Here is a 19,105-nt window from a genome sequence, read left to right as displayed (position 1 = left end):
TGGGCGGGTTCTCGGCGTAGGCGATGGTGCCGTCGGGGCGGTGGTGGAACCACTCGGGGTGCTTGTCGACCCAGGGGTGGTCGGGGGAGCACTGCAGGGCGAAGTCGAGGGCGACTTCCAGGCCGTGGGCGCGGGCTTCGGTGACGAAGTGGTCGAAGTCGTCGAGCGTGCCGAGGTCGGGGTGGATGGTGTCGTGGCCGCCTTCGGGGGAGCCGATGGCCCAGGGGACGCCGACGTCGTCGGGGGTGGGGGAGAGGGTGTTGTTGCGGCCCTTGCGGAAGGTGGTGCCGATGGGGTGGATCGGGGGCAGGTAGACGACGTCGAAGCCCATGGCGGCGATGGCCGGGAGGCGGCGGGCGGCGGTGCGGAAGGTTCCGTGGGGCTGCTCGGGGGTGCCCTCGGAGCGGGGGAAGAACTCGTACCAGGAGCCGAACAGGGCCCGTTCGCGTTCCACCAGCAGAGGCAGCGGCTCGGAGGAGGTGACCAGTTCCCGCAGGGGATGGCGGGTCAGGACCTCCTCGACCTCCGGCGCCAACGCCGCCGCAAGGCGGTCGGCGGCCGGCAGGGTGTCGTCCCGGAGCTTGCGGACCACCGTCACCAGAACCGTGTGCAGATCCGCCTCCGGCACCCCGGCGGCGGCCCGGGCGAGGAGCTCGGCACCCTCCTCCAGCACCAGCTCGGTGTCGATGCCGGCCGGGACCTTGATCCGGGCGGTGTGACGCCAGGTGGCGACGGGATCGCTCCAGGCCTCGACGCGGTACGTCCAGCGGCCCTCGGAGGTGGGGGTGACCCAGGCGCCCCAGCGGTCGGTGCCGGGAGCCAGTTCGCGCATCGGGGTCCACGGGGCCGGACGGCCCTCCGGGTCCTTGAGCACGACATTGGCGGCCACCACGCCGTGCCCCTCGCGGAACAGCGTCGCGGTGACCTCGAAGGTCTCGCCGACGACCGCCTTCGCGGGACGTCTGCCGCACTCGACGAGCGGGCGGACATCCCTGACGGGGACGCGGCCGACGGCCGGGGCCGGAGTCGGGCTCATGGGTCTCACCTCCGCCGTGCTCGGGAATCGGCGCTGGGCCGAACGGGTGCTCTACGGGCTCTACAGCCCTGCCGTGGAACGCCGACCGGACGGCGGACCACCTCTGGCGGAACGGCTCTCGCCGGTCCGGCTCTTGCCGGCCCCCTTACGGGTCCGGTCCTTACCGCTCTTGCCGGTGGGTTCCTGCTCGGGACGGTCGTCCTGCTCCTGGAGATAGGAGGGCAGGCTCGTCCGCAGATAGCGCTCGGCGGCCGCCACGGCCTCGCGGGCGCAGCGTTTACCCATCAGCACGCACAGCGTGTAGCCCGAGTCCTCGAAACTGTCCCGGGCCGCGCGGTCGGTCGGGGACGCGAGCATCACGCGTTCCCAGGTGCGGTAGCGCCGCAGATGTCTGGCCACCTCGTTCTTGGCGGGCAGCAGCATGTGCTGGTCCCTCCCGGCACTCTCGGCGGAGCACGCTTCCCGGGGGAGGTCGTGCGCGGAGGGGCACCGGCGCCTCACGGAGCCGATGCCTTCACTCATGGTGCATGCGCAACCACCGGGCGTCTTGTTGGTTCTTCAACCACCTCGGGAGTCGCTCGTGTTGCACGAATGGCGTAGCCCTCCCACTCTGGAGCTGACTCAGCAGTGATCGGTGCTCACGCTTCGTGTACACGAGGCGGGGGCTTCGCCGGTGAGGAGCCAACGACGATGAAGACCGCAGTGCCTCGCTACTACCACCTCGACGTGGAAGTCAGTCCGGAACGGGTCGGACAGGTCAGCCGCATCCTGGCCGCTCACCTCCGGTTCTGGGACCTGGAAACCCTCGTCAAGCCCGTCTGCCACAGCGCCGAACTCCTTCTGCACGCCATCGAGGAGCACGCGACGGACAAGAACACGTCGATCGAGATGTGGTGGAACGGTCACCACCTCATCTCGGCGGTGGCCGAGAACGACCGAGAGCTGCGCCCGGACCGGGAGTTGCGCCCCTGCCTGACCCGTATCGCCGTGCTCAGCGACGGCTGGGGCTGTTGCTCCACGGACACCGGCAGCACCGTCATCTGGTTCACCCAGCGGGCACCCGTCGACCAGAGCGTGCCCCTGGTGCCGACGGCGCCCGAACCGGCTCTGCGCGAAATGCTCCAGGTGCCCCGCGAGATGCCCGTCGCGGCGCTCGCCGGCGCACCCGGCGGCGAGGCCTCGGACATCTCCGAAGGCGCGCGGTGACCGTGCGGCGCGACCGCGAAGGGGTGCCCGTGTGGAGCGGGCACCCCTACCCGCTGGGTGCCTCCTACGACGGCACCGGCACCAACTTCGCGCTCTTCAGCGAGGTCGCCGACCGCGTCGACCTCGTCCTCGTCGACGACGCGGGCCGCCGTCGCGCCGTCCCGCTCACCGAGGTCGACGGTTTCGTCTGGCATGGCCGGCTCCCCGGCGTCGGCCCCGGGCAGCGCTACGGCTACCGGGTGCACGGTCCCTGGGATCCCGCCGCGGGCCACCGCTGCGATCCGGCGAAACTGCTGCTCGACCCGTACACCACGGCCGTCGACGGGCAGGTGGACAACCACCCCTCCCTCCGCGAACCGGGCGCCGACAGCGCCGGGCACACCATGCTCGGCGTCGTCACCGACCCGTTCTTCGACTGGGGGGACGACCGCCCGCCGCGACGTCCCTACGCCGACACCGTCATCTACGAGGCGCACGTCCGCGGCCTCACCCGCACCCACCCCGACGTTCCCCCCGAACTGCGCGGCACCTATGCGGGGTTGGCGCACCCCGCCGTCGTCGAGCACCTCACGTCGCTGGGCGTGACCGCGATCGAGCTGATGCCGGTCCACCAGTTCGTGCAGGACGGCGTCCTCCAGGACCGGGGGCTCGCCAACTACTGGGGCTACAACACCATCGGCTACTTCGCGCCCCACAACGCCTACGCCGCCCACGGCACCCGGGGCCAGCAGGTCACCGAGTTCAAGTCGATGGTCAAGGCCCTGCACGCGGCCGGCCTCGAAGTGATCCTCGACGTGGTCTACAACCACACCGCCGAGGGCAACGAGAAGGGGCCCACCCTCTCCTTCCGGGGCATCGACAACAGCTCCTACTACCGCCTGGTGGACGGCGACTGGGCGCACTACTACGACACCACCGGCACAGGGAACAGCCTCCTGATGCGGCACCCGTACGTCCTGCAACTGATCATGGACTCGCTGCGGTACTGGGTCACCGAGATGCATGTCGACGGATTCCGCTTCGACCTCGCCGCCACCCTGGCCCGCCAGTTCCACGAGGTGGACCGGCTCTCGGCGTTCTTCGACCTGATCCAGCAGGACCCGGTCATCAGCAGGGTCAAACTCATCGCCGAACCCTGGGATGTCGGCGAGGGCGGCTACCAGGTCGGCAACTTCCCCCCTCTGTGGTCCGAGTGGAACGGCAAGTACCGTGACGCCGTACGGGACTTCTGGCGTGGCCGTCCCCATATGCTCGGCGAGTTCGCGTCCCGGCTGACCGGCTCCGCCGACCTCTACGAGCACAGCCGACGCCGCCCCCGCGCGAGCGTCAACTTCGTCACCGCGCACGACGGTTTCACCCTGCGCGACCTGGTCTCCTACGACGACAAGCACAACGAGGCCAACGGCGAGGGCAACCAGGACGGCGAGAGCGTCAACCGCTCCTGGAACTGCGGAGCCGAAGGACCCACCAGGGACCCGCGCGTCCTCGCCCTGCGCGCCCGACAGCAACGCAATCTGCTGGCCACCCTGCTGCTGTCCCAGGGCATCCCGATGATCGGCCACGGCGACGAGTCGGGCCGCACCCAGCGCGGCAACAACAACGCCTACTGCCAGGACAACGAGGTCTCGTGGCTCGACTGGCGGCTCGACGACGAACGGCGCGCGCTGCTCGCCTTCACCCGCGACCTCATCGCCCTGCGCGCCGCCCATCCGGTGCTGCGCCGCCGCCGCTTCTTCCGGGGCGACACACCGACCCGCGCGGACCAGCCGCTGCCCGACCTGGTGTGGCTGTGGCCGGACGCCCGCGAGATGACCGACGCCGACTGGGACCGCTCCGACGCCCACGCCATGGCCGTCTTCCTCAACGGCGACGCCATCGCCGAACGCGACCCCTGCGGCGGCCCCGTCGTCGACGACTCCTTCCTGCTCCTGCTGAACAGTCACTGGGAGCCGCGGGTCTTCCGGCTGCCCGGCACCGCGTACGGCGAGCGCTGGGCGACCCGGGTCGACACGGCCGCGGAGCCCGACGGCGTCCCGGACGAGTCCGAGCACAAGGCGGGTGCCGAGATCACCGTCGAGGCGCGGGGGCTGATGCTGCTGTCACGGCCCTCCCGGGCCGGCTGATCCCGGCCGGGGCGGCGTCAGCGTTCGCTGCGGGACGTGATCGTGAACTGGGCGCCGTCGGGGTCGCGGAGCACCGCCTCGTGCGCGGTCTCGGTGAGGATCGTGCCGCCGTGGTGCTGGGCGGCCTCGACCCGGGCGGCCACGTCGGAGACGGAGAAGTGCACCTGCCAGTGGGGGCGGATCGTGGGATCGGGCGCGGCCTCCAGCGCGCCGGAGGTGATCCGGGCCACCACCTCGCCCTCGCTGCGCAGGACGACCTCGTTCGCCTCGTAGTGCACCTCGCAGCAGCCGGGCTTCTCGGTGGCCCACTCCAGGACCTCGCCGTAGAAGATCGCCGCGTCGAAGGCGTCGCGGGTGTGCAGCCGGATGAAGGCGGGGGCGGCCTTGCGCCAGGTCTCCCAGTCCGTGAAGAGCGCGCCCTCCCAGATCCCGAAGGAGGCGCCGTGCCGGTCCGCCAGCAGGGCGGCGCGGCCGGGCGGGAAGGAGAGGGGGCCGACCGCGACCGTCCCGCCGCGCTCCCTGGCCCGGGAGGCCGCCGCGTCGGCGTCCGACACGGCGAAGTACGGGGTCCAGGCGACCGCCATCTGCCACAGGGAGGCCACCCCGGCGATCCCGGCGACCGGCACGCCGTCGGCCAGCGCGATCCGGAAGTGGTCGCCGAGCTTGGCGGTACGCCACTGCCAGCCCAGCACGGCGGCGTAGAAGTCCTCCGTGGCCGGCAGGTCCCGGCTGGTGAGGCTCACCCAGCAGGGCGCGCCGAAGACGGAATGGCTGGAGACGACGTTCTCGGCGTCCCGGTGATCGCTGTCGCAGTTCATGGCAGTCGTGTCCTGATCTCGTCCGTCGGCACACCCCGGCCCCACTCCAGTGTCCAACCGGATCCGGGGCCGGTGCCCGTCGAGTACCCCGCTTCGGTGTTCCGACCCCGGTGGCGGGCGATCTTCGGACGGCCGTTCGAGTGATGACCGGGTGTCCCGGGCCCTTACCGGGCGCCGCCTCCGAGCGCGTGCGCCCGGAAGCGGATCAAGGGAAGATTCGACGCATGGCCGACATGAAGGAACGTTCCGGGCCGGGGCCGGCCGCGTCCGGCCCCGCCGCGCCCCGTCAGACCCTGGCCCTCGCGGCGATGATGTTCGCCGTGTCGATGACCTTCATCGACCAGACGATCGTCGCCATCGCCGCTCCGAGCATCGTGGACGAGCTGGACCTCTCCTCGTCGGGCATGCAGTGGGTCGTCAACGCCTATCTGCTCGCCCTGGCCGCGTTCTTCGCGCTCGGCGGCCGACTCGCCGACATCCTCGGACACCGCCGGATGACGGTGATCGGCACCCTGACCTTCGTCATCTCCTCCGTGCTCTGCGGCTGCGTCCCCGACAACGGCTTCGCCCAGACCTGGCTGATCGTCTTCCGCGCCACCCAGGGCCTGGGCGCCGCGCTGATGTTCCCGGCCGCGCTCGCCGTCGTGGTCGCCGTTTTCCCGGTCGACAAGCGGGGACGGGCCCTCGCCCTGTTCTTCGGGCTGTCCGGCGCCCTCACCGCGCTCGGCCCGCTCCTCGGCGGCTGGCTCACCAGCTGGACCTGGCGGGCGATCTTCTGGGTCAACGTGCCCGTCGCGATCGTCGCCCTCGTCCTGACCGCCCTCGCCCGCATCCCGCACCAGGCCCGTCGTGAGCGACTCGACCTGCCCGGCGCCGTCCTCGTGGCCGTGGGCATGGGGCTGAGCGTGCTCGGTCTGCAGCAGGCCTCCGCCTGGGGCTGGAGCAGCTTCGCCACCTGGGCCTGCGTCGTCGGCGGCCTCGCGGTCCTGGTGCTGTTCTGCGCCTACGAACTCCGCGTCGACGAACCACTCATCAAGCTCCACGTCTTCCGCGACAAGGCCTTCAGCGTCGACGCGGCCGTCCTGTTCTTCGCGATGCTCGCCTTCGTCCCCCTGTTCTTCTTCGCGTCGGTGTACGCGCAGGTCTCGCTCAGCGCCTCTCCCAACCAGGCCGCGCTGTTCCTGCTGTACTTCTTCATCGGCTTCGCCATCGCCTCCCAGTGGGGCGGCCGGATCCTCGACAAACGCGGCGCCCGGCCCGCGCTGAAACTGGGCACGGCCCTCGGCGCGGTCGGCTTCGCCCTGTGGGCGAACAAGCTGACGGACCTCTCGATGCACGACCAGTGGCCCTACGTCGCCCTCGCCGGCGCAGGCATCGGCTTCCTGCTCGCGCCCGCCTCCACCGACGCGGTGAACCGGTCCCTCAACGCCTCGTACGGCGAGGTCACCGGCATCACCCAGACCGTGCGCAACTACGCGGCGGCCGTGGGTCTCGCGGTGTACGGCACGATCCTGACGCATGTCACCACCGACAAGGTCGTCGAGACGCTGACGTCCAGGGGAGTGCCGGACGACGCGGCGCGGGACGCGGCCCGTGACGTCTCCGAGGCGGTCACCGGCAATCCGGACAGCCAGGCACCGGGCGGGGACAGCGAGGTCGCCACGGTGATGCGCGACTCGATGGACGCCATCCGCATGGACTTCGCCGAGGCCAACCAGTGGGTGTTCTACGGCATGGCCATCGCGCTCGGCATCGGGTTCCTGTGCGCGCTGCGGCACCCGGGCACCCGGGTCACCGAGGAGACACGGACACCCGACCGGGAGCCCGTGCACCACTGACGGCGGCACGGGCCCCGGACGTGTGCGGCTTCAGGCGGACTCCCGCCGCACCAGCTCCGTCGGCAGGATCACCGCGGCCGGGGCCTCGCCGCCGATCTGCGCCAGCAGGACCCGCACCATCTCGTTGCTGATCCGGTCGTAGGGCTGGCGGATGGTGGTGAGGGCCGGGACGGACTCCGTCGCCGCGGCCGAGTCGTCGAAGCCGCCCACGGACACGTCCTCGGGGACCCGGCGGCCCGCCCGGCGCAGCGCCGCGAGGGCGCCCTGCGCCATCAGGTCGGACGCCACGAACACGGCGTCCATGTCGGGGGCCCGCTCCAGCAGCAGGTCGGTGCCCACCTCGCCGCTGGCCCGGCTGTAGTCGCCGGAGGCGATGAGCCGCTCGTCGATCTCGACACCGGCCTCGGTGAGCACCTCCTTGTAGCCGGCGAGGCGGTCGACACCGCCGGGCGAGTCCAGCGGGCCGGTCACGACACCGATCCGGCGGCGGCCCAGCGACAGCAGATGGCGCACCATGTCCCGGGCGCCGTCGCGGTCGTCCGCGGCCACGTAACTCACCTTGGAGCCGGGCGTCATGGGCTTGCCGCACTGGACGAGGGGGATGCCCGCCTCGCGCAGCTCCTGGGCGACCGGGTCCGCGGAGTGACTGGACACCACCAGCACCCCGTCGACGTGGCCCGCCGTGATGTACCGCGTGATCCGGCGCCGCTCGTCCTCCGTACCCGCCACCATCAGCAGCAGCGGGATGTCGTGCGCGGCCAGCGCCTGGGTGCAACACCGCAGGAGGACATTGAAGTTGGGGTCCTCGAAGAGCTTCTCCTGCGGTTCCGTCAGCAGGAAGCCGATCGAGTCGGAACGCCCGGTGATCAGCGAGCGGGCGTGCCGGTTCACGACGTAACCCGTCCTGCGGATCGCGGCGTTGACCGCCTCGGCTGCCGTCGGGCTGACGTAGTGACCGCCGTTGAGCACGCGTGAGACGGTTCCCCGGGAGACTCCCGCCTCGCGCGCCACGTCGTGAATGGTCGGCGGTTTGCGCCTGCCCCCCGTGTTGCTCATGGTCATGACTTTACGGCTCCGGAGAGCAGATCGAGGCTCCAGAACCGCTGGATGACCAGGAAGAGCGCGATCAGCGGGATCACCGCAAGCAGCGCGCCCGTGATCACCAGCGTGTAGAGCGCCGGCGTGTTTGACCCTTGTTCGAGGAGCGTGAACAGGCCGAGGGTGATCGGGAACTTCTCGTCGTCGCTGAGCATGATGTACGGCAGCAGGAAGTTGTTCCAGACCGCCACGAACTGGAACAGGAAGACCGTCACCAGCCCCGGCACCATCATCGGCAGCGCGATCCGGGTGAAGATCCGCCACTCGCTCGCCCCGTCCATCCGCCCGGCCTCCACCACGTCGCCGGGGACCGCGGCAGCGGCGTAGATCCGGGACAGGTACACGCCGTACGGGGAGAGGACCAGCGGCAGCAGCACCGACCAGTAGCTGTCCGCCAGGTCCGCCTTGGCCATCAGCAGGTACTGCGGGATCGCCAGGATCACCGGCGGCATCAGCACGCCCGCCATCAGCACGTTGAAGACGGCCTCGCGGCCCTTGAAACGGTAGATCGCCAGCGCGTAGCCGCTGATCGCGGAGACGGCCGTCGAGAGGACGGCGCCGAGGCCCGCGTACAGGGCGGAGTTGCCCATCCACTGCCAGTAGACGCCGTCCCGGTAGGCGTTCAGGTCGGACAGGTTGTCCGCGAACCCGGTGCCCGGCAGGAAGGTGAAGGTGGAGAACAGCTCGCTGCCCGACTTGGTGGCCGCGATCAGCACCCAGGCCACGGGCAGCAGACAGTAGATCGCGCCCAGCAGCAGGGTGAGCGTCGGGACGAGGGCGATCCGGCGGCGCAGCGGCGGGCCCTGGGCGGTGCCGGGCGTGGTGCCGGCCGCCGGGGCGGCCTTGCGTACGGCAAGAGAACTCATCGTGCTGCCTCCTGCTTCTGACGGGAGTTCGCGGCCCTCAGGAAGCCGAAGGAGAGGACCAGGGTGGCCACGGCGATGATCACCGCGCCGGCTGCCGCCGCATAGATGTCGCCCTCGCCGAACGCGTCCCGGTGCACCTTCATCAGCGGACTCCACGTCGTGGAGACCGAGTTGGTGAGGGGCTTGAGAGTGGTGGGCTCGCTGAACACCTGGAGCGTGGCGATGATCGAGAAGAAGAAGGTCAGCACCAGCGACGGCGCCACCATCGGGATCTTGATCCTCAGCGCGATCTGGAGCGGCGTCGCGCCGTCCAGCTTGGCCGCCTCGTACACCTCGGCGGGGATCGACTGGAGCGAGGTGTAGATGACGATCATGTTGAACCCGGTGCCGCCCCACACCGCGATGTTCGACAGCGCCGCGTACAGGCCGCCGCCGTCCAGCAGGTCAGGCTGCGGCAGCCCCAGCTTCTCCAGGACGAAGTAGAAGGGGCTGACGTCGGGCAGGTAGAGGAAGCCCCAGAGCAGGGCCGCCACGACGCCCGGGACGGCGTACGGCAGGAAGATCGCCAGCCGGGTGAACGGGGCGAGGCGCACCTTGTCGCTGTCCAGCATCAGGGCGAGGACCAGGGCCAGACCGAGCATGACCGGGACCACGATCGCGCCGTAGCCGAGGACGCGCAGGGCGCCGTCGATCAGCTCGGGGTCGGTCAGCGCGCCGGTGTAGTTCTCCAGGCCCGCCCACACCTCGCTGCGCGCGCCCGCACCGAGGCCGAGTCCCTTGACCTGCACCTTGTGCAGGCTGAGCCAGACCGCGTAGCCGATCGGGAGCGCGAAGAAGAGAGCGAACAGGATCGTCGCGGGGAGGAGGAAGGCGTACGGGGCCCCCTTGACCCCGTACGACCTCCGGCGTGCGCTGGTCACTCCGCGACCTCGAAGCCCTGCTTCTTCATGTCGGCGACCGTGTCGTCCTGCATCGTCTTCAGGGCGGCACCGAAGTCCGACTTGTTCTTCGCGGCGGCGCCGAACGCGTCCTTGAAGGTGGTGTACGCGACGTTCACGTTCGGGCCCCACGCCGAGGGCGCGGTCGTCTTCGCGACCTCGGAGGCCACGGTGTAGAAGTCGGCCTGGTTGGAGAAGAAGGCCGGCGGCTCGGCGAACGCGTCACTGGTCTGCGCGGTCGTGGCGGCGGGGTAGATGCCGCCCTCCTTCGCCAGCGCGGTCAGCGCCTCGGGGTCCGTGTTCAGCCAGGTGGCGAACTTCGCGGCGGCACCCTTGTTCTTGGAGTCCGTGGTGACGGCGGTCGAGGAGCCGCCCCAGCTGCCGGTGGTGTTCTCGGAGGCCGACCACTGCGGCAGCGGCGCCACCTTCCACTTGCCCTCGGTGTCGGGCGCGGCCGTGGTCAGCGTGCCCGGCGCCCACACGGCGCTGACCCAGGCGATCTGCTTGCCGGTGTTGAGCGCCTTGTTCCAGGCCGGGGTGTACATCGGCTGGTTGTCGATGGCGCCCTCCTTGACGAGGCCGCCCCAGAAGTCGGCGACCCGCTGCGTCGCCGTGTCGTCGATGGCGACCTTCCACTTCTGGCCCTCGGTGGTCCACCACCGGGCACCCGCCTGCTGGGCGAGGCCGGCGAAGAGACCGGAGTCGGCGGCGGAGAAGGTGGTGAGGTCGACGTCCGGATTCTCCTTCTTCAGCTTCCGCGCGGTCTCGGCGAACTCGTCCCAGGTCGCCGGGACTTCGAGGCCGTACTTCTTGAAGAGGTCCTCGCGGTAGTAGAACATCATCGGCCCGATGTCCTGCGGTATCGCGTAGACGGCGTCCGAGCCCAGCGTCGTCTGCTGCCAGACACCGTCGGCGAACTTGCCCTTCGCGTCGCCCGCCTCGCCCGCGATGTCGGCGACCGCGTCATTGCTGACCAGGGTCGGCAGCGCCTGGTACTCGGCCTGCACCAGGTCCGGGCCCTTGCCCGCCTTGTGCGCGGTGAGGATCTTGGTGACCAGGGTGTCGCCGGAGGCCTGCTTCTTCGCCGTGACGGTGATCTGCTGCTCCTTGCCGGGACCCTTGTTCCACAGGTCCACGACCTTGTCCATGCCCGGCGTCCAGGTCCAGTACGTCAGCTTCGCCGGCCCCGACTGGGTCTCGCTGTCGTCGGAGCCGCCGCAGGCGGCGAGTGTGGTGGCGCCGAGCGTGACGGCGACGGCGGTGGCCACAAAGCGCCGGTGCTTCGTGATGTTGGGCATGGATCGTTCTCCCCTGACCTGGGTCCTCGCCTGCTGCGAAGACCATGCCATGCTGCTGTGAGCGTTCACAGTAGAGAAACATCCCGGACACTTGTCAATGGTTGTTGCTGTGCGGTTATGTTGGGCTCGCACCGCCGCCGCCGTGTGTGCACGTTCCCAAATGATCGACTCAACGGGAGAGATCCATGCCGGAGACCACCCCCACGGGCCTCACCAGGCTCGCCTTCGGTGGGGACTACAACCCCGAGCAGTGGCCGGAAACCGTCTGGCACGAGGACGTCCGGCTGATGCGCGAGGCCGGCGTCACGATGGTGAGTGTCGGCATCTTCTCCTGGGCCCTGCTGGAGACCTCACGAGGTGTCTACGACTTCGGGTGGCTCGACCGGCTGCTCGACCTGCTCCACGAGAACGGCATCCGCGTCGACCTCGGCACCCCCACGGTCGTCCCGCCGGTCTGGTTCTACCGCGAGCACCCCGAGGCGCTGCCCGTCACCGCCGACGGCACCCGCTACGAGTTCGGCTCGCGCGGCGCCATCTGCCACAGCAACACCGACTACCGGGCCGCAGCCGCGACCATCACCACCAGGCTCGCCGAGCGCTACGCGGACCACCCGGCGCTCGCCCTGTGGCACGTCCACAACGAGTACGGCGTCCCCGTCTCCGCCTGCTACTGCGACTCCTGCGCCGCGCACTTCCGCCGCTGGCTGGAGCGGACCTACGGCGACGTCGCGGCGGTCAACGAGGCCTGGGGCACCGCCTTCTGGGGCCAGCACTACACCGACTTCGCGCAGATCAACCCGCCCCGCACGACCCCCACGGTCGGCAACCCCGGGCAGGCCCTCGACTACAAGCGGTTCGCCGACGAGACCATCCGCGAGAACTTCGTCGCCGAGCGGGACATCCTGCACCGCCTCGCGCCCGGCATCCCGGTCACCACCAACTTCATGGCCGCGCTCAGCCAGTGCGACTCCATGGACTACTGGGCCTGGGGCCGCGAGGTCGACCTCGTCACCAACGACCACTACCTGATCACCGACGGCCGCCGCACCCACGTCAACCTCGCCATGGCCGCCGATCTCACCCGCTCGGTCGGCGGCGGCGCCCCCTGGCTGCTCCTGGAGCACTCCACCTCGGGCGTCAACTGGCAGGCCCGCAACCCCGCCAAGGCCCCCGGCCAGATGGCCCGCAACTCCCTCGCGCATGTGGCGCGCGGCTCCGAGGGCGCCATGTTCTTCCAGTGGCGGCAGTCCCGGCGCGGCGCCGAGAAGTTCCACTCCGCGATGCTGCCGCAGGCCGGCACCGAGTCACGCGTGTGGCGCGAGGTCGTCGAACTGGGCGCGTCCCTGGACTCCCTCAGCCAGATCCGCGGCACCCGGACCGTCGCCGACGTGGCCGTCCTGTGGGACTGGCACTCCTGGTGGGCGCAGAACCTCGCCTGGCGCCCCACCGAGGACCACGAGGCCCGCGAACGCGCCGACGCCTTCTACGAGGCCCTCTACGACCGCCACCTCACCGTCGACTTCGCCCACCCGGAAGCCGACTTGTCGGCCTATCCCCTTGTCGTCGTCCCCGCGCTGTACCTGATGACCGAGGCGGCCGGGGACAACCTCAAGGCGTACGTCGAGAACGGCGGCACCCTCGTCGTCTCCTACTTCTCCGGGATCGTCGACGAGCACGACGCCGTCCACGAGGGCCCGTACCCCGGTGCCCTGCGGGACGTACTCGGCCTGACCGTGGAGGAGTTCTCGCCGCTGCTCGGCGGGGAGAGCGTCCGCATCACCGGCCCCGACGGCTCCGAACTCACCGGTGACGTGTGGACCGAGTTCGTGGTGACGCGCGGCGCCGAGCCCGTGTGGACCTACGCCGACGGACTCGCCGCCGACCGGCCCGCCGTCACCCGGCACCGGCTCGGCGAGGGCTCCGCCTGGTACGTGTCGACCCGTCTCGACGCGCACGGCCTCGACGCGCTCCTCGGCTGGGCCGCCGACGACGCGGGCATCGCCCCCCGCGCCGACCTGCCGCGTGACGTCGAAGTGGTGCGCCGCGCGGGGGAGTCGGGCGACTTCCTCTTCGCGATCAACCACACGGCGCTCGACACGAAGGTGCCGCTGGACACGGCCGGCACGGAGCTGTTGACCGGCGAACGAGCGGCGGGCCACCTGGGCGTGCCCGCCGGAGCCGTCAGGGTCGTACGACTCGACACCTGACCAGCAACTGTGGGCGGCGACCGGTCACCGAGCCGTAGGGGTGACCGCCGCCGCTCCCCGCCCGGGGCCGTTCCTCAGCCACGGGCCATCCCCGACCCCGACCGGATCTCTGGGGACATCCGGTCGGTCCGGCGGCGCCACGCCCACGGCCTTCGGGCGTGGCGCCGCCACAGCACCGCACCACCCGGCTCCCCACCTTCGTCGAAGGGACGACGATGTTCCACGCGAGACGCGCCCTCAGGGCCCTGCTCATACCGCTGTTCGCGGGACTGGCGCTCACCACCCTGCCCGCCGGCTCGGCACACGCCGCCTCCACGCTCACCAACGGGGGCTTCGAGTCCGACGGCACCGGGACCGCCACGCCGGCCGGCTGGTCGACGTACTCGGCGGCCGGGCAGAACGCCGCCTCGTTCACCGAGTCCGGTGGCCACGGCGGCAGTTACCGCCTCACCCATTGGTCGGCCTCCGCCTACAAGGTGGAGACGTACCAGTACCTCTCCGGCCTCACCAACGGGAACTACAAGCTCACCGCGTGGGTGCGCTCGGGCGGCGGCCAGAACTCCGCGTACCTCGCGCTGAAGAACTGCGGCAGCGCCGAGCAGCGCACCGACATCCCGGTCTCCGCGAGTGGCTGGATCCGGATCGTCACCTCGATCGCGGTGACGAACAACCAGTGCACCATCAGCATCAATTCCGATGCCAACGCCGGAAACTGGATCAACGTCGACGACCTGACCTTCGCGTCCGGCACGTCGGGCGTGCCCATCAAGGGCTCCGACGTGTCCTCGCTCATCAAGAGCGAGGCCAAGGGCGGTGTCTACCGGAACAGCTCGGGCACCACCGGCGACGCGCTCGCCATCCTCAAGGGCGCCGGGCAGAACTACGCCCGCGTCAAGGTCTGGGTGAACCCCGCCGACGGCTACAACAACAAGACGCGGGTGCTCGCCGCCGCCAAGCGCGTCAAGGCGCAGGGCATGAAGCTGCTGGTCGACTTCCACTACTCGGACACCTGGGCCGACCCCGGCGCCCAGACCGTGCCGTCCGCGTGGACCGGCCACTCCTACAGCCAGCTGCGGACGGACGTCTACAACCACACCTACGACGTCCTCAACGCCCTCAAGTCCCAGGGCACCACCGCCGACATGGTCCAGGTCGGCAACGAGATCAACGGCGGCATGCTGTGGTCGGCGGGCTCCACCTCCAACTGGTCGCAGCTCGCCGGTCTGCTCAACTCCGGCTACGACGCGGTCAAGGCGGTCAACTCCTCCACCCAGGTCGCGCTGCACCTCGCCAAGGGCGGCGATCTGTCCGGCACCCGCTGGTGGTTCGACAACGCGGTCGCCAACAACGTGAAGTTCGACGTCATCGGCCTGTCGTACTACGGCTACTGGCACGGGACGCTCGCCGACTTCCAGACCACCCTGGACGACGCGGCCTCGCGCTACGCCAAGCCGGTGTTCGTCGCCGAGACGGCGTACCCGTTCCGGCTGGACAGCGAGGACGCGCACGAGAACATCATCGATCTGAGCAGCGAACTCGTGTCCGGCTACCCGGCCACGACCGCCGGTCAGACCCGGTGGATGAAGGACATCGCGAGCATCGTCGAAGCCGTCCCGAACGGCCGTGGTCTCGGGATCTTCTACTGGGAGTCGACGTGGACCGCGGTCTCGGGCAACGGCTGGGACCCGACGGACGCGGCGTCCGGCAACGGCTGGGAGAACCAGGCGCTGTTCGGGTACGACGACCGGCTGCTTCCGGCGGCGGTGTGGTTCAGCCACCGGTGAGTGCGCGCGTCTGATTGATCGGAGGGGCCGTACGTTTCGACGTGCGGCCCCTCCGGCCGTTCACTCGCCGAGGAACGCGTGCAGCGAACCGGCCATGGCCGTGACGAAGGTGTCCCGGACCGGCTCCGGAACCCGGTCCACGGCGGGCGAAGTCCAGGTCGGCCCCCGTGGCCTCGTAGGGCTCCAGGACCCAGCGACGGTCGGGATCAGGCGCGTACAGGGCGTACTGGAGGGTGTCGTCGACGTAGTAGAAGGACACCTCGTAGCGGAAGTCGACGCGCGGCTGGACGAGGATGTCGCCCCAGGTCAGGCCCGCCAGCTCGGGGCCGGTCAGGAAGCGCAGGCCGAGGGAGTCCGCGCCGTCCTTCGGCTTCACCGGGTACGAGGCGGCCTCCGGCAGCCGCTCCAGGTCCTCCGGCCGGTCGACGGTGGGGATGACCGGGTACCCGGCACCGGCGAGGTCCGGCAGGTACTGCTTGCCGACCATGTCGCCGCGGCCGGTCAGCGGGTTGTAGACACGGGTACCGAGGGCGCGGGCCCGCTCGCGGAAGGCGTCGTACGCCTGCTGTAGTGCAGGACGGCCCCGCTGTTGCGGACCACGACCGCGTCGAAGCCGTCCATCAGGGCCGCCGCGTCCAGCGGATGGCACAGGGCGAGGTCGAACTCGGCGCGCAGCCGGGAGGTGAGGAAAATGTCCTCGTCGCCGTAGCGCCGCCCCCGGCCCGGGTAGGCGAGGTCGGTGACATACAGCAGGCGGGGGCGGGCGGCCACGGCGGTCTCCCTGGTCGGCGGCGGTGGTCCGTGGCGGCCAACCTGACCCGAGGCCGTGTGGGGCGGCCCGGCCCCCTGCCAGGATGGTCCGGCGCGGGCATCGGGCGGACCACCGGGAGGCGGACATGGCGGGCAGGGCGGTTTCACGGGGCGCGGGATTCCTGCCGGAGGCGTACGTCGGGATCGGCGGCCGCGGGCCCGAGGACGTCGTCGCCGACGGGCGCGGGCGGGTGCTGACCGGTGTCGAGGACGGCCGGGTCCTGCGGGTGGACGGGCTCACGGAGCCGGGGCGGGCCCGGGTCGAGACGCTCGCCGACACCGGCGGCAGGCCGCTGGGCCTCGAACTCCTCCCGGACGGCGACCTGTTGGTGTGCGACGCCGAGCGGGGGCTGCTGCGCGTCACGACCGGCGACGGCACCGTGCGGCTGCTCGCCGACGAGGTGGACGGTGAGCGGCTGCGGTTCTGCAGCAATGCCGTCGCGCTGTCCGACGGCACGGTGTACTTCACCGTCTCCAGCCGCCGCTATCCCCTCCACCAGTGGATCGGCGACATCGTCGAACACACCGGGACCGGGCGGCTGCTGCGGCTCGCGCCGGGGAAGGGGGCGCCCGAAGTCGTCCTGGAGGGGCTCCAGTTCGCCAACGGCCTCGTGCCCTCCGCCGACGAGTCGTTCCTCGTGGTCGCGGAGACCGGCCCGCGCCGGCTGACCCGCGTCCACCTCACGGGAGCCGGCGCCGGCACGAGCGAGCCCTTCGTCGAGGACCTGCCGGGCACCCCCGACAACATGTGGCGCGACCCCGACAGCGGCCTGATGTGGGTGGCGCTGGCCGGCCCGCGCATCGGCGCCCTCGACCGGCTGCACCGCGCCGGTCCGGCCGTGCGGAGCGCCGCGAGCCGGGTGGCGGTGCGGGCACCCTTCCGCCCGCTCGGCTTCGCCGGTGTCGTCGCGGTCGACGACCAGGGGCACGTCGTCCACACCCTTGTCGACCGCCACTCCCGATACCGCATGGTCACCAGCGCCTGCGTGGCCGAGGGCCGGCTGATCCTGGGCAGCCTGTGGGAGCGCGGGATCGCGGTGTGCGAGCTGCCGGGGAAGGGGCAGTCGGGCTGACGTCGGCCCCCGCCCGGGCACACGAGGCGCGTGCGGTGCCGTCGGGGCCCGCGTTACGCTGTTGACCGGCCGCAGGACCCCTCGTCCTGCGGCGCGGCGGTGGGGCCCGCCGTACCCGAACCGCGGCATCGCTGCCGACAACGGTCCCTGCTTGCGACGGAGCGTGCCCGGCGGACACCGGGCCCCGGCGAGTAGGAGACGTACAGCGTGCCAGCCCCACAGCTCGACGGGCCCGACGCCCCCGTCCCCGATCCACCCCGCCCCGCCCCCTGGCACGGCCAGGCACCGGTCGTCGCGGTCGTCGCCGTCGGGGGTGCGACCGGGGCGGTGGCCCGCTACGCGGCCGCCCTCCTCTGGCCCACCGGCACGACCGGCTTCCCGTGGACCACGTTCTGCGTCAATGTCGTCGGCTGCTTCGTGATCGGTCTCCTCATGGTCGCGATCACAGAGAAGTGGACGGTCCACCGCCTCGTCCGCCCCTTCTTCGGCACCGGCGTCCTCGGCGGCTTCACCACCTTCTCCACGTACGCCGTCGACATCCAGCGCCTGATCGAGGAGGGTCGGCCCGCCACCGCCCTGGCCTACCTCGCCGCGACCCTCCTCGCCGCCCTCACGGCGGTCTGGGTCGCGGCGGCGACGGCCCGGCGCGTGCTTCCCGCCGGGCCCACCGCAGGGCGTGAGAAAGGTAAGAGGTCGTCGTGAACTGGGTGCTCGTCATCCTCGGCGGAATGGTCGGCGCGCCCCTGCGCTATCTCACCGACCGCGCGGTGCAGTCCCGTCACGACACGGGCTTCCCCTGGGGCACCTTCGCCGTCAACGTCTCCGGCTCCTTCGTCCTCGGCCTGCTCACCGGTGCCGTGACGGCCGGTGCCGCCGGCTCCCACCTGCAACTCCTCCTCGGCACCGGCCTGTGCGGGGCGCTCACGACGTACTCGACGTTCTCGTACGAGACCCTGCGGCTGGCCGAGGGCGGCGCCCGCTTCCACGCCGCCGCCAACGTCGTCGCGAGCGTGACGGCGGGGCTGGGCGCGGTCTACGTGGGGCTGGCGGTGGCGCGCGGTCTCTGGTCCTGAGCGCGTCCCTTACCCGGCTGCGGTACCACTGCGTCCACCGCCCTCGCAGACCTCGCAGAACAGAACTGGACCCCATGAGCACCATCAGCGTCGGTCAGGCAGTCGTCCTCGGAGCGGTGGAGGGGCTGACGGAGTTCCTGCCGGTGTCCTCCACCGGCCATCTGAAGATCACCGAAGGGCTGATGGGGATCCAGGTGGACGACAAGGCCGTCGTCGGGTTCTCGGCGGTCATCCAGGTGGGTGCCATCGCCGCGGTGCTCGTGTACTTCCGGCACGACATCGCCCGCATCGGGTCCGCCTGGTTCCGGGGGCTGTTCGACGCGGGGGAGCGGCAGGAGCGCGACTACCGGTTCGCGTGGTGGGTGATCGCCGCGACGATCCCCATCGTCGTCGTGGGGCTGGCCGCCCGGTCGCTGATCGAGGGGCCGCTCGCCTCCCTGTGGGTGGTGGCCGGCTCGCTGGTCGTCGGCAGCGGTGTGATGTGGGTCGCCGAACAGGTGGGCCGGCGCAGGCGTGCCGAGGAGGACACCCGGTTCCGGGACGCGATGCTCGTCGGCGGTTCGCAGATCCTCGCTTTGCTGTTCCCCGGCTTCTCCCGCTCCGGCGCCACCATGTCCACCGCGCTGCTGCTCGACCTCGACCGGGTCGCCGCCACCCGGCTCTCCTTCTTCCTCGGCATTCCGGCCCTCACCGGCGCCGGGCTCTACGAGCTGAAGGACGCCCTCGGCGCGGGCGTCGGCGCGGCCCCGCTGATCGCCGGCACCGCCGTGTCGTTCGCGGTCGCGTACGCCTCCGTCGCCTGGCTGCTGAAGTTCGTGACCAGGCACTCGTTCAACGTGTTCATCTCCTATCGGATCGTGGTCGGGGTGCTGCTGTTCGGGCTGCTCGGCGCGGGTGGACTGAGCTGACCAGCTCAAAGATCAAATCAGGGGGCTCT

Annotated in this window: 16 protein-coding genes and 1 pseudogene; 9 read left to right on the top strand and 8 right to left on the bottom strand. The window is 70.9% G+C overall.

Features of this window, described 5'->3' with window-relative positions:
• Both PUR53_RS22055 and PUR53_RS22050 read right to left on the bottom strand, forming a co-directional pair.
• Positions 1 to 1,036: maltotransferase domain-containing protein (locus PUR53_RS22055; RefSeq protein WP_329909395.1), on the bottom strand; the 1,036-nt coding region annotated here is incomplete at its 3' end.
• Positions 1,037 to 1,096: 60 nt separating this feature from the next.
• Positions 1,097 to 1,459: a DUF5133 domain-containing protein gene (locus tag PUR53_RS22050; RefSeq protein WP_329895363.1), complete on the bottom strand. Its 363-nt coding sequence runs from the start codon at positions 1,457 to 1,459 to the stop codon at positions 1,097 to 1,099.
• Positions 1,460 to 1,726: 267 nt separating this feature from the next.
• Between PUR53_RS22050 and PUR53_RS22045 the strand changes: the two genes are divergently transcribed.
• Entirely contained in the window at positions 1,727 to 2,242 is a 516-nt protein-coding gene (locus PUR53_RS22045) for a pep a2 (protein WP_329895364.1), read from the top strand.
• On the top strand, positions 2,239 to 4,365 hold the full coding sequence (gene glgX / locus PUR53_RS22040; RefSeq protein WP_329909394.1) for a glycogen debranching protein GlgX: 2,127 nt from the start codon (positions 2,239 to 2,241) through the stop codon (positions 4,363 to 4,365). The genes PUR53_RS22045 and glgX overlap by 4 nt, the downstream gene beginning before the upstream one ends.
• A 17-nt stretch (positions 4,366 to 4,382) precedes the next feature.
• On the opposite strand, the gene PUR53_RS22035 is transcribed toward glgX, so the two are convergent.
• Positions 4,383 to 5,183, bottom strand: a complete 801-nt coding sequence (locus tag PUR53_RS22035; protein ID WP_329909392.1) for a VOC family protein — start codon at positions 5,181 to 5,183, stop codon at positions 4,383 to 4,385.
• A 224-nt stretch (positions 5,184 to 5,407) separates the two neighbouring features.
• On the opposite strand from PUR53_RS22035, the gene PUR53_RS22030 reads away from it, so the two are divergent.
• Complete coding sequence (locus PUR53_RS22030; protein ID WP_443080343.1) at positions 5,408 to 7,021, top strand: MFS transporter; 1,614 nt, start codon at positions 5,408 to 5,410, stop codon at positions 7,019 to 7,021.
• A 30-nt stretch (positions 7,022 to 7,051) separates the two neighbouring features.
• Here PUR53_RS22030 and PUR53_RS22025 read toward each other — a convergent pair whose 3' ends face one another.
• From PUR53_RS22025 to PUR53_RS22010, 4 genes are read right to left on the bottom strand one after another with little or no spacing between them, the layout of a single operon-like run.
• Complete coding sequence (locus PUR53_RS22025; RefSeq protein ID WP_329895367.1) at positions 7,052 to 8,083, bottom strand: LacI family DNA-binding transcriptional regulator; 1,032 nt, start codon at positions 8,081 to 8,083, stop codon at positions 7,052 to 7,054.
• Complete coding sequence (locus PUR53_RS22020; RefSeq protein WP_329895368.1) at positions 8,080 to 8,985, bottom strand: carbohydrate ABC transporter permease; 906 nt, start codon at positions 8,983 to 8,985, stop codon at positions 8,080 to 8,082. Before PUR53_RS22020 ends, PUR53_RS22025 begins: the two co-directional genes overlap by 4 nt.
• The gene (locus PUR53_RS22015; protein WP_329909390.1) at positions 8,982 to 9,905 is read right to left on the bottom strand and encodes a carbohydrate ABC transporter permease; all 924 of its coding nucleotides are present in this window, start codon (positions 9,903 to 9,905) and stop codon (positions 8,982 to 8,984) included. The genes PUR53_RS22020 and PUR53_RS22015 overlap by 4 nt, the downstream gene beginning before the upstream one ends.
• Entirely contained in the window at positions 9,902 to 11,221 is a 1,320-nt protein-coding gene (locus tag PUR53_RS22010; protein ID WP_329909389.1) for an extracellular solute-binding protein, read from the bottom strand. Before PUR53_RS22010 ends, PUR53_RS22015 begins: the two co-directional genes overlap by 4 nt.
• A 185-nt stretch (positions 11,222 to 11,406) precedes the next feature.
• Between PUR53_RS22010 and PUR53_RS22005 the strand changes: the two genes are divergently transcribed.
• Both PUR53_RS22005 and PUR53_RS22000 read left to right on the top strand, forming a co-directional pair.
• Positions 11,407 to 13,428: a beta-galactosidase gene (locus PUR53_RS22005; RefSeq protein WP_329909387.1), complete on the top strand. Its 2,022-nt coding sequence runs from the start codon at positions 11,407 to 11,409 to the stop codon at positions 13,426 to 13,428.
• Positions 13,429 to 13,643: 215 nt separating this feature from the next.
• Positions 13,644 to 15,212 carry a glycoside hydrolase family 53 protein gene (locus tag PUR53_RS22000; protein ID WP_329909399.1) on the top strand — a complete coding sequence of 523 codons (1,569 nt, stop codon included), beginning with the start codon at positions 13,644 to 13,646 and terminating at the stop codon, positions 15,210 to 15,212.
• A 60-nt stretch (positions 15,213 to 15,272) separates the two neighbouring features.
• Here PUR53_RS22000 and PUR53_RS21995 read toward each other — a convergent pair.
• Positions 15,273 to 15,983: pseudogene (locus PUR53_RS21995) on the bottom strand (hypothetical protein).
• A 125-nt stretch (positions 15,984 to 16,108) separates the two neighbouring features.
• Between PUR53_RS21995 and PUR53_RS21990 the strand changes: the two are divergent.
• The 4 genes from PUR53_RS21990 to PUR53_RS21975 all read left to right on the top strand — a co-directional run bounded on the left by PUR53_RS21990 (position 16,109) and on the right by PUR53_RS21975 (position 19,076).
• Positions 16,109 to 17,095: an SMP-30/gluconolactonase/LRE family protein gene (locus PUR53_RS21990; protein WP_329909385.1), complete on the top strand. Its 987-nt coding sequence runs from the start codon at positions 16,109 to 16,111 to the stop codon at positions 17,093 to 17,095.
• Positions 17,096 to 17,302: 207 nt separating this feature from the next.
• The gene (gene crcB, locus PUR53_RS21985; protein WP_329895373.1) at positions 17,303 to 17,797 is read left to right on the top strand and encodes a fluoride efflux transporter CrcB; all 495 of its coding nucleotides are present in this window, start codon (positions 17,303 to 17,305) and stop codon (positions 17,795 to 17,797) included.
• Positions 17,794 to 18,168 (top strand): fluoride efflux transporter CrcB, encoded by a 375-nt coding sequence (gene crcB, locus PUR53_RS21980; RefSeq protein WP_329895374.1) that lies wholly within the window; start codon positions 17,794 to 17,796, stop codon positions 18,166 to 18,168. The genes crcB (PUR53_RS21985) and crcB (PUR53_RS21980) overlap by 4 nt, the downstream gene beginning before the upstream one ends.
• Before the next feature lie 74 nt (positions 18,169 to 18,242).
• Positions 18,243 to 19,076 (top strand): undecaprenyl-diphosphate phosphatase, encoded by an 834-nt coding sequence (locus tag PUR53_RS21975; protein WP_329895375.1) that lies wholly within the window; start codon positions 18,243 to 18,245, stop codon positions 19,074 to 19,076.
• Positions 19,077 to 19,105: the final 29 nt, after the last annotated feature.

This window comes from Streptomyces sp. SP18BB07, from assembly GCF_036322545.1.
Classification (GTDB): Bacteria; Actinomycetota; Actinomycetes; order Streptomycetales; family Streptomycetaceae; genus Streptomyces; species Streptomyces deccanensis.
Note: the sequence above shows the minus strand (reverse complement) of the source record. Positions and strands in the feature narration are given on the sequence as shown.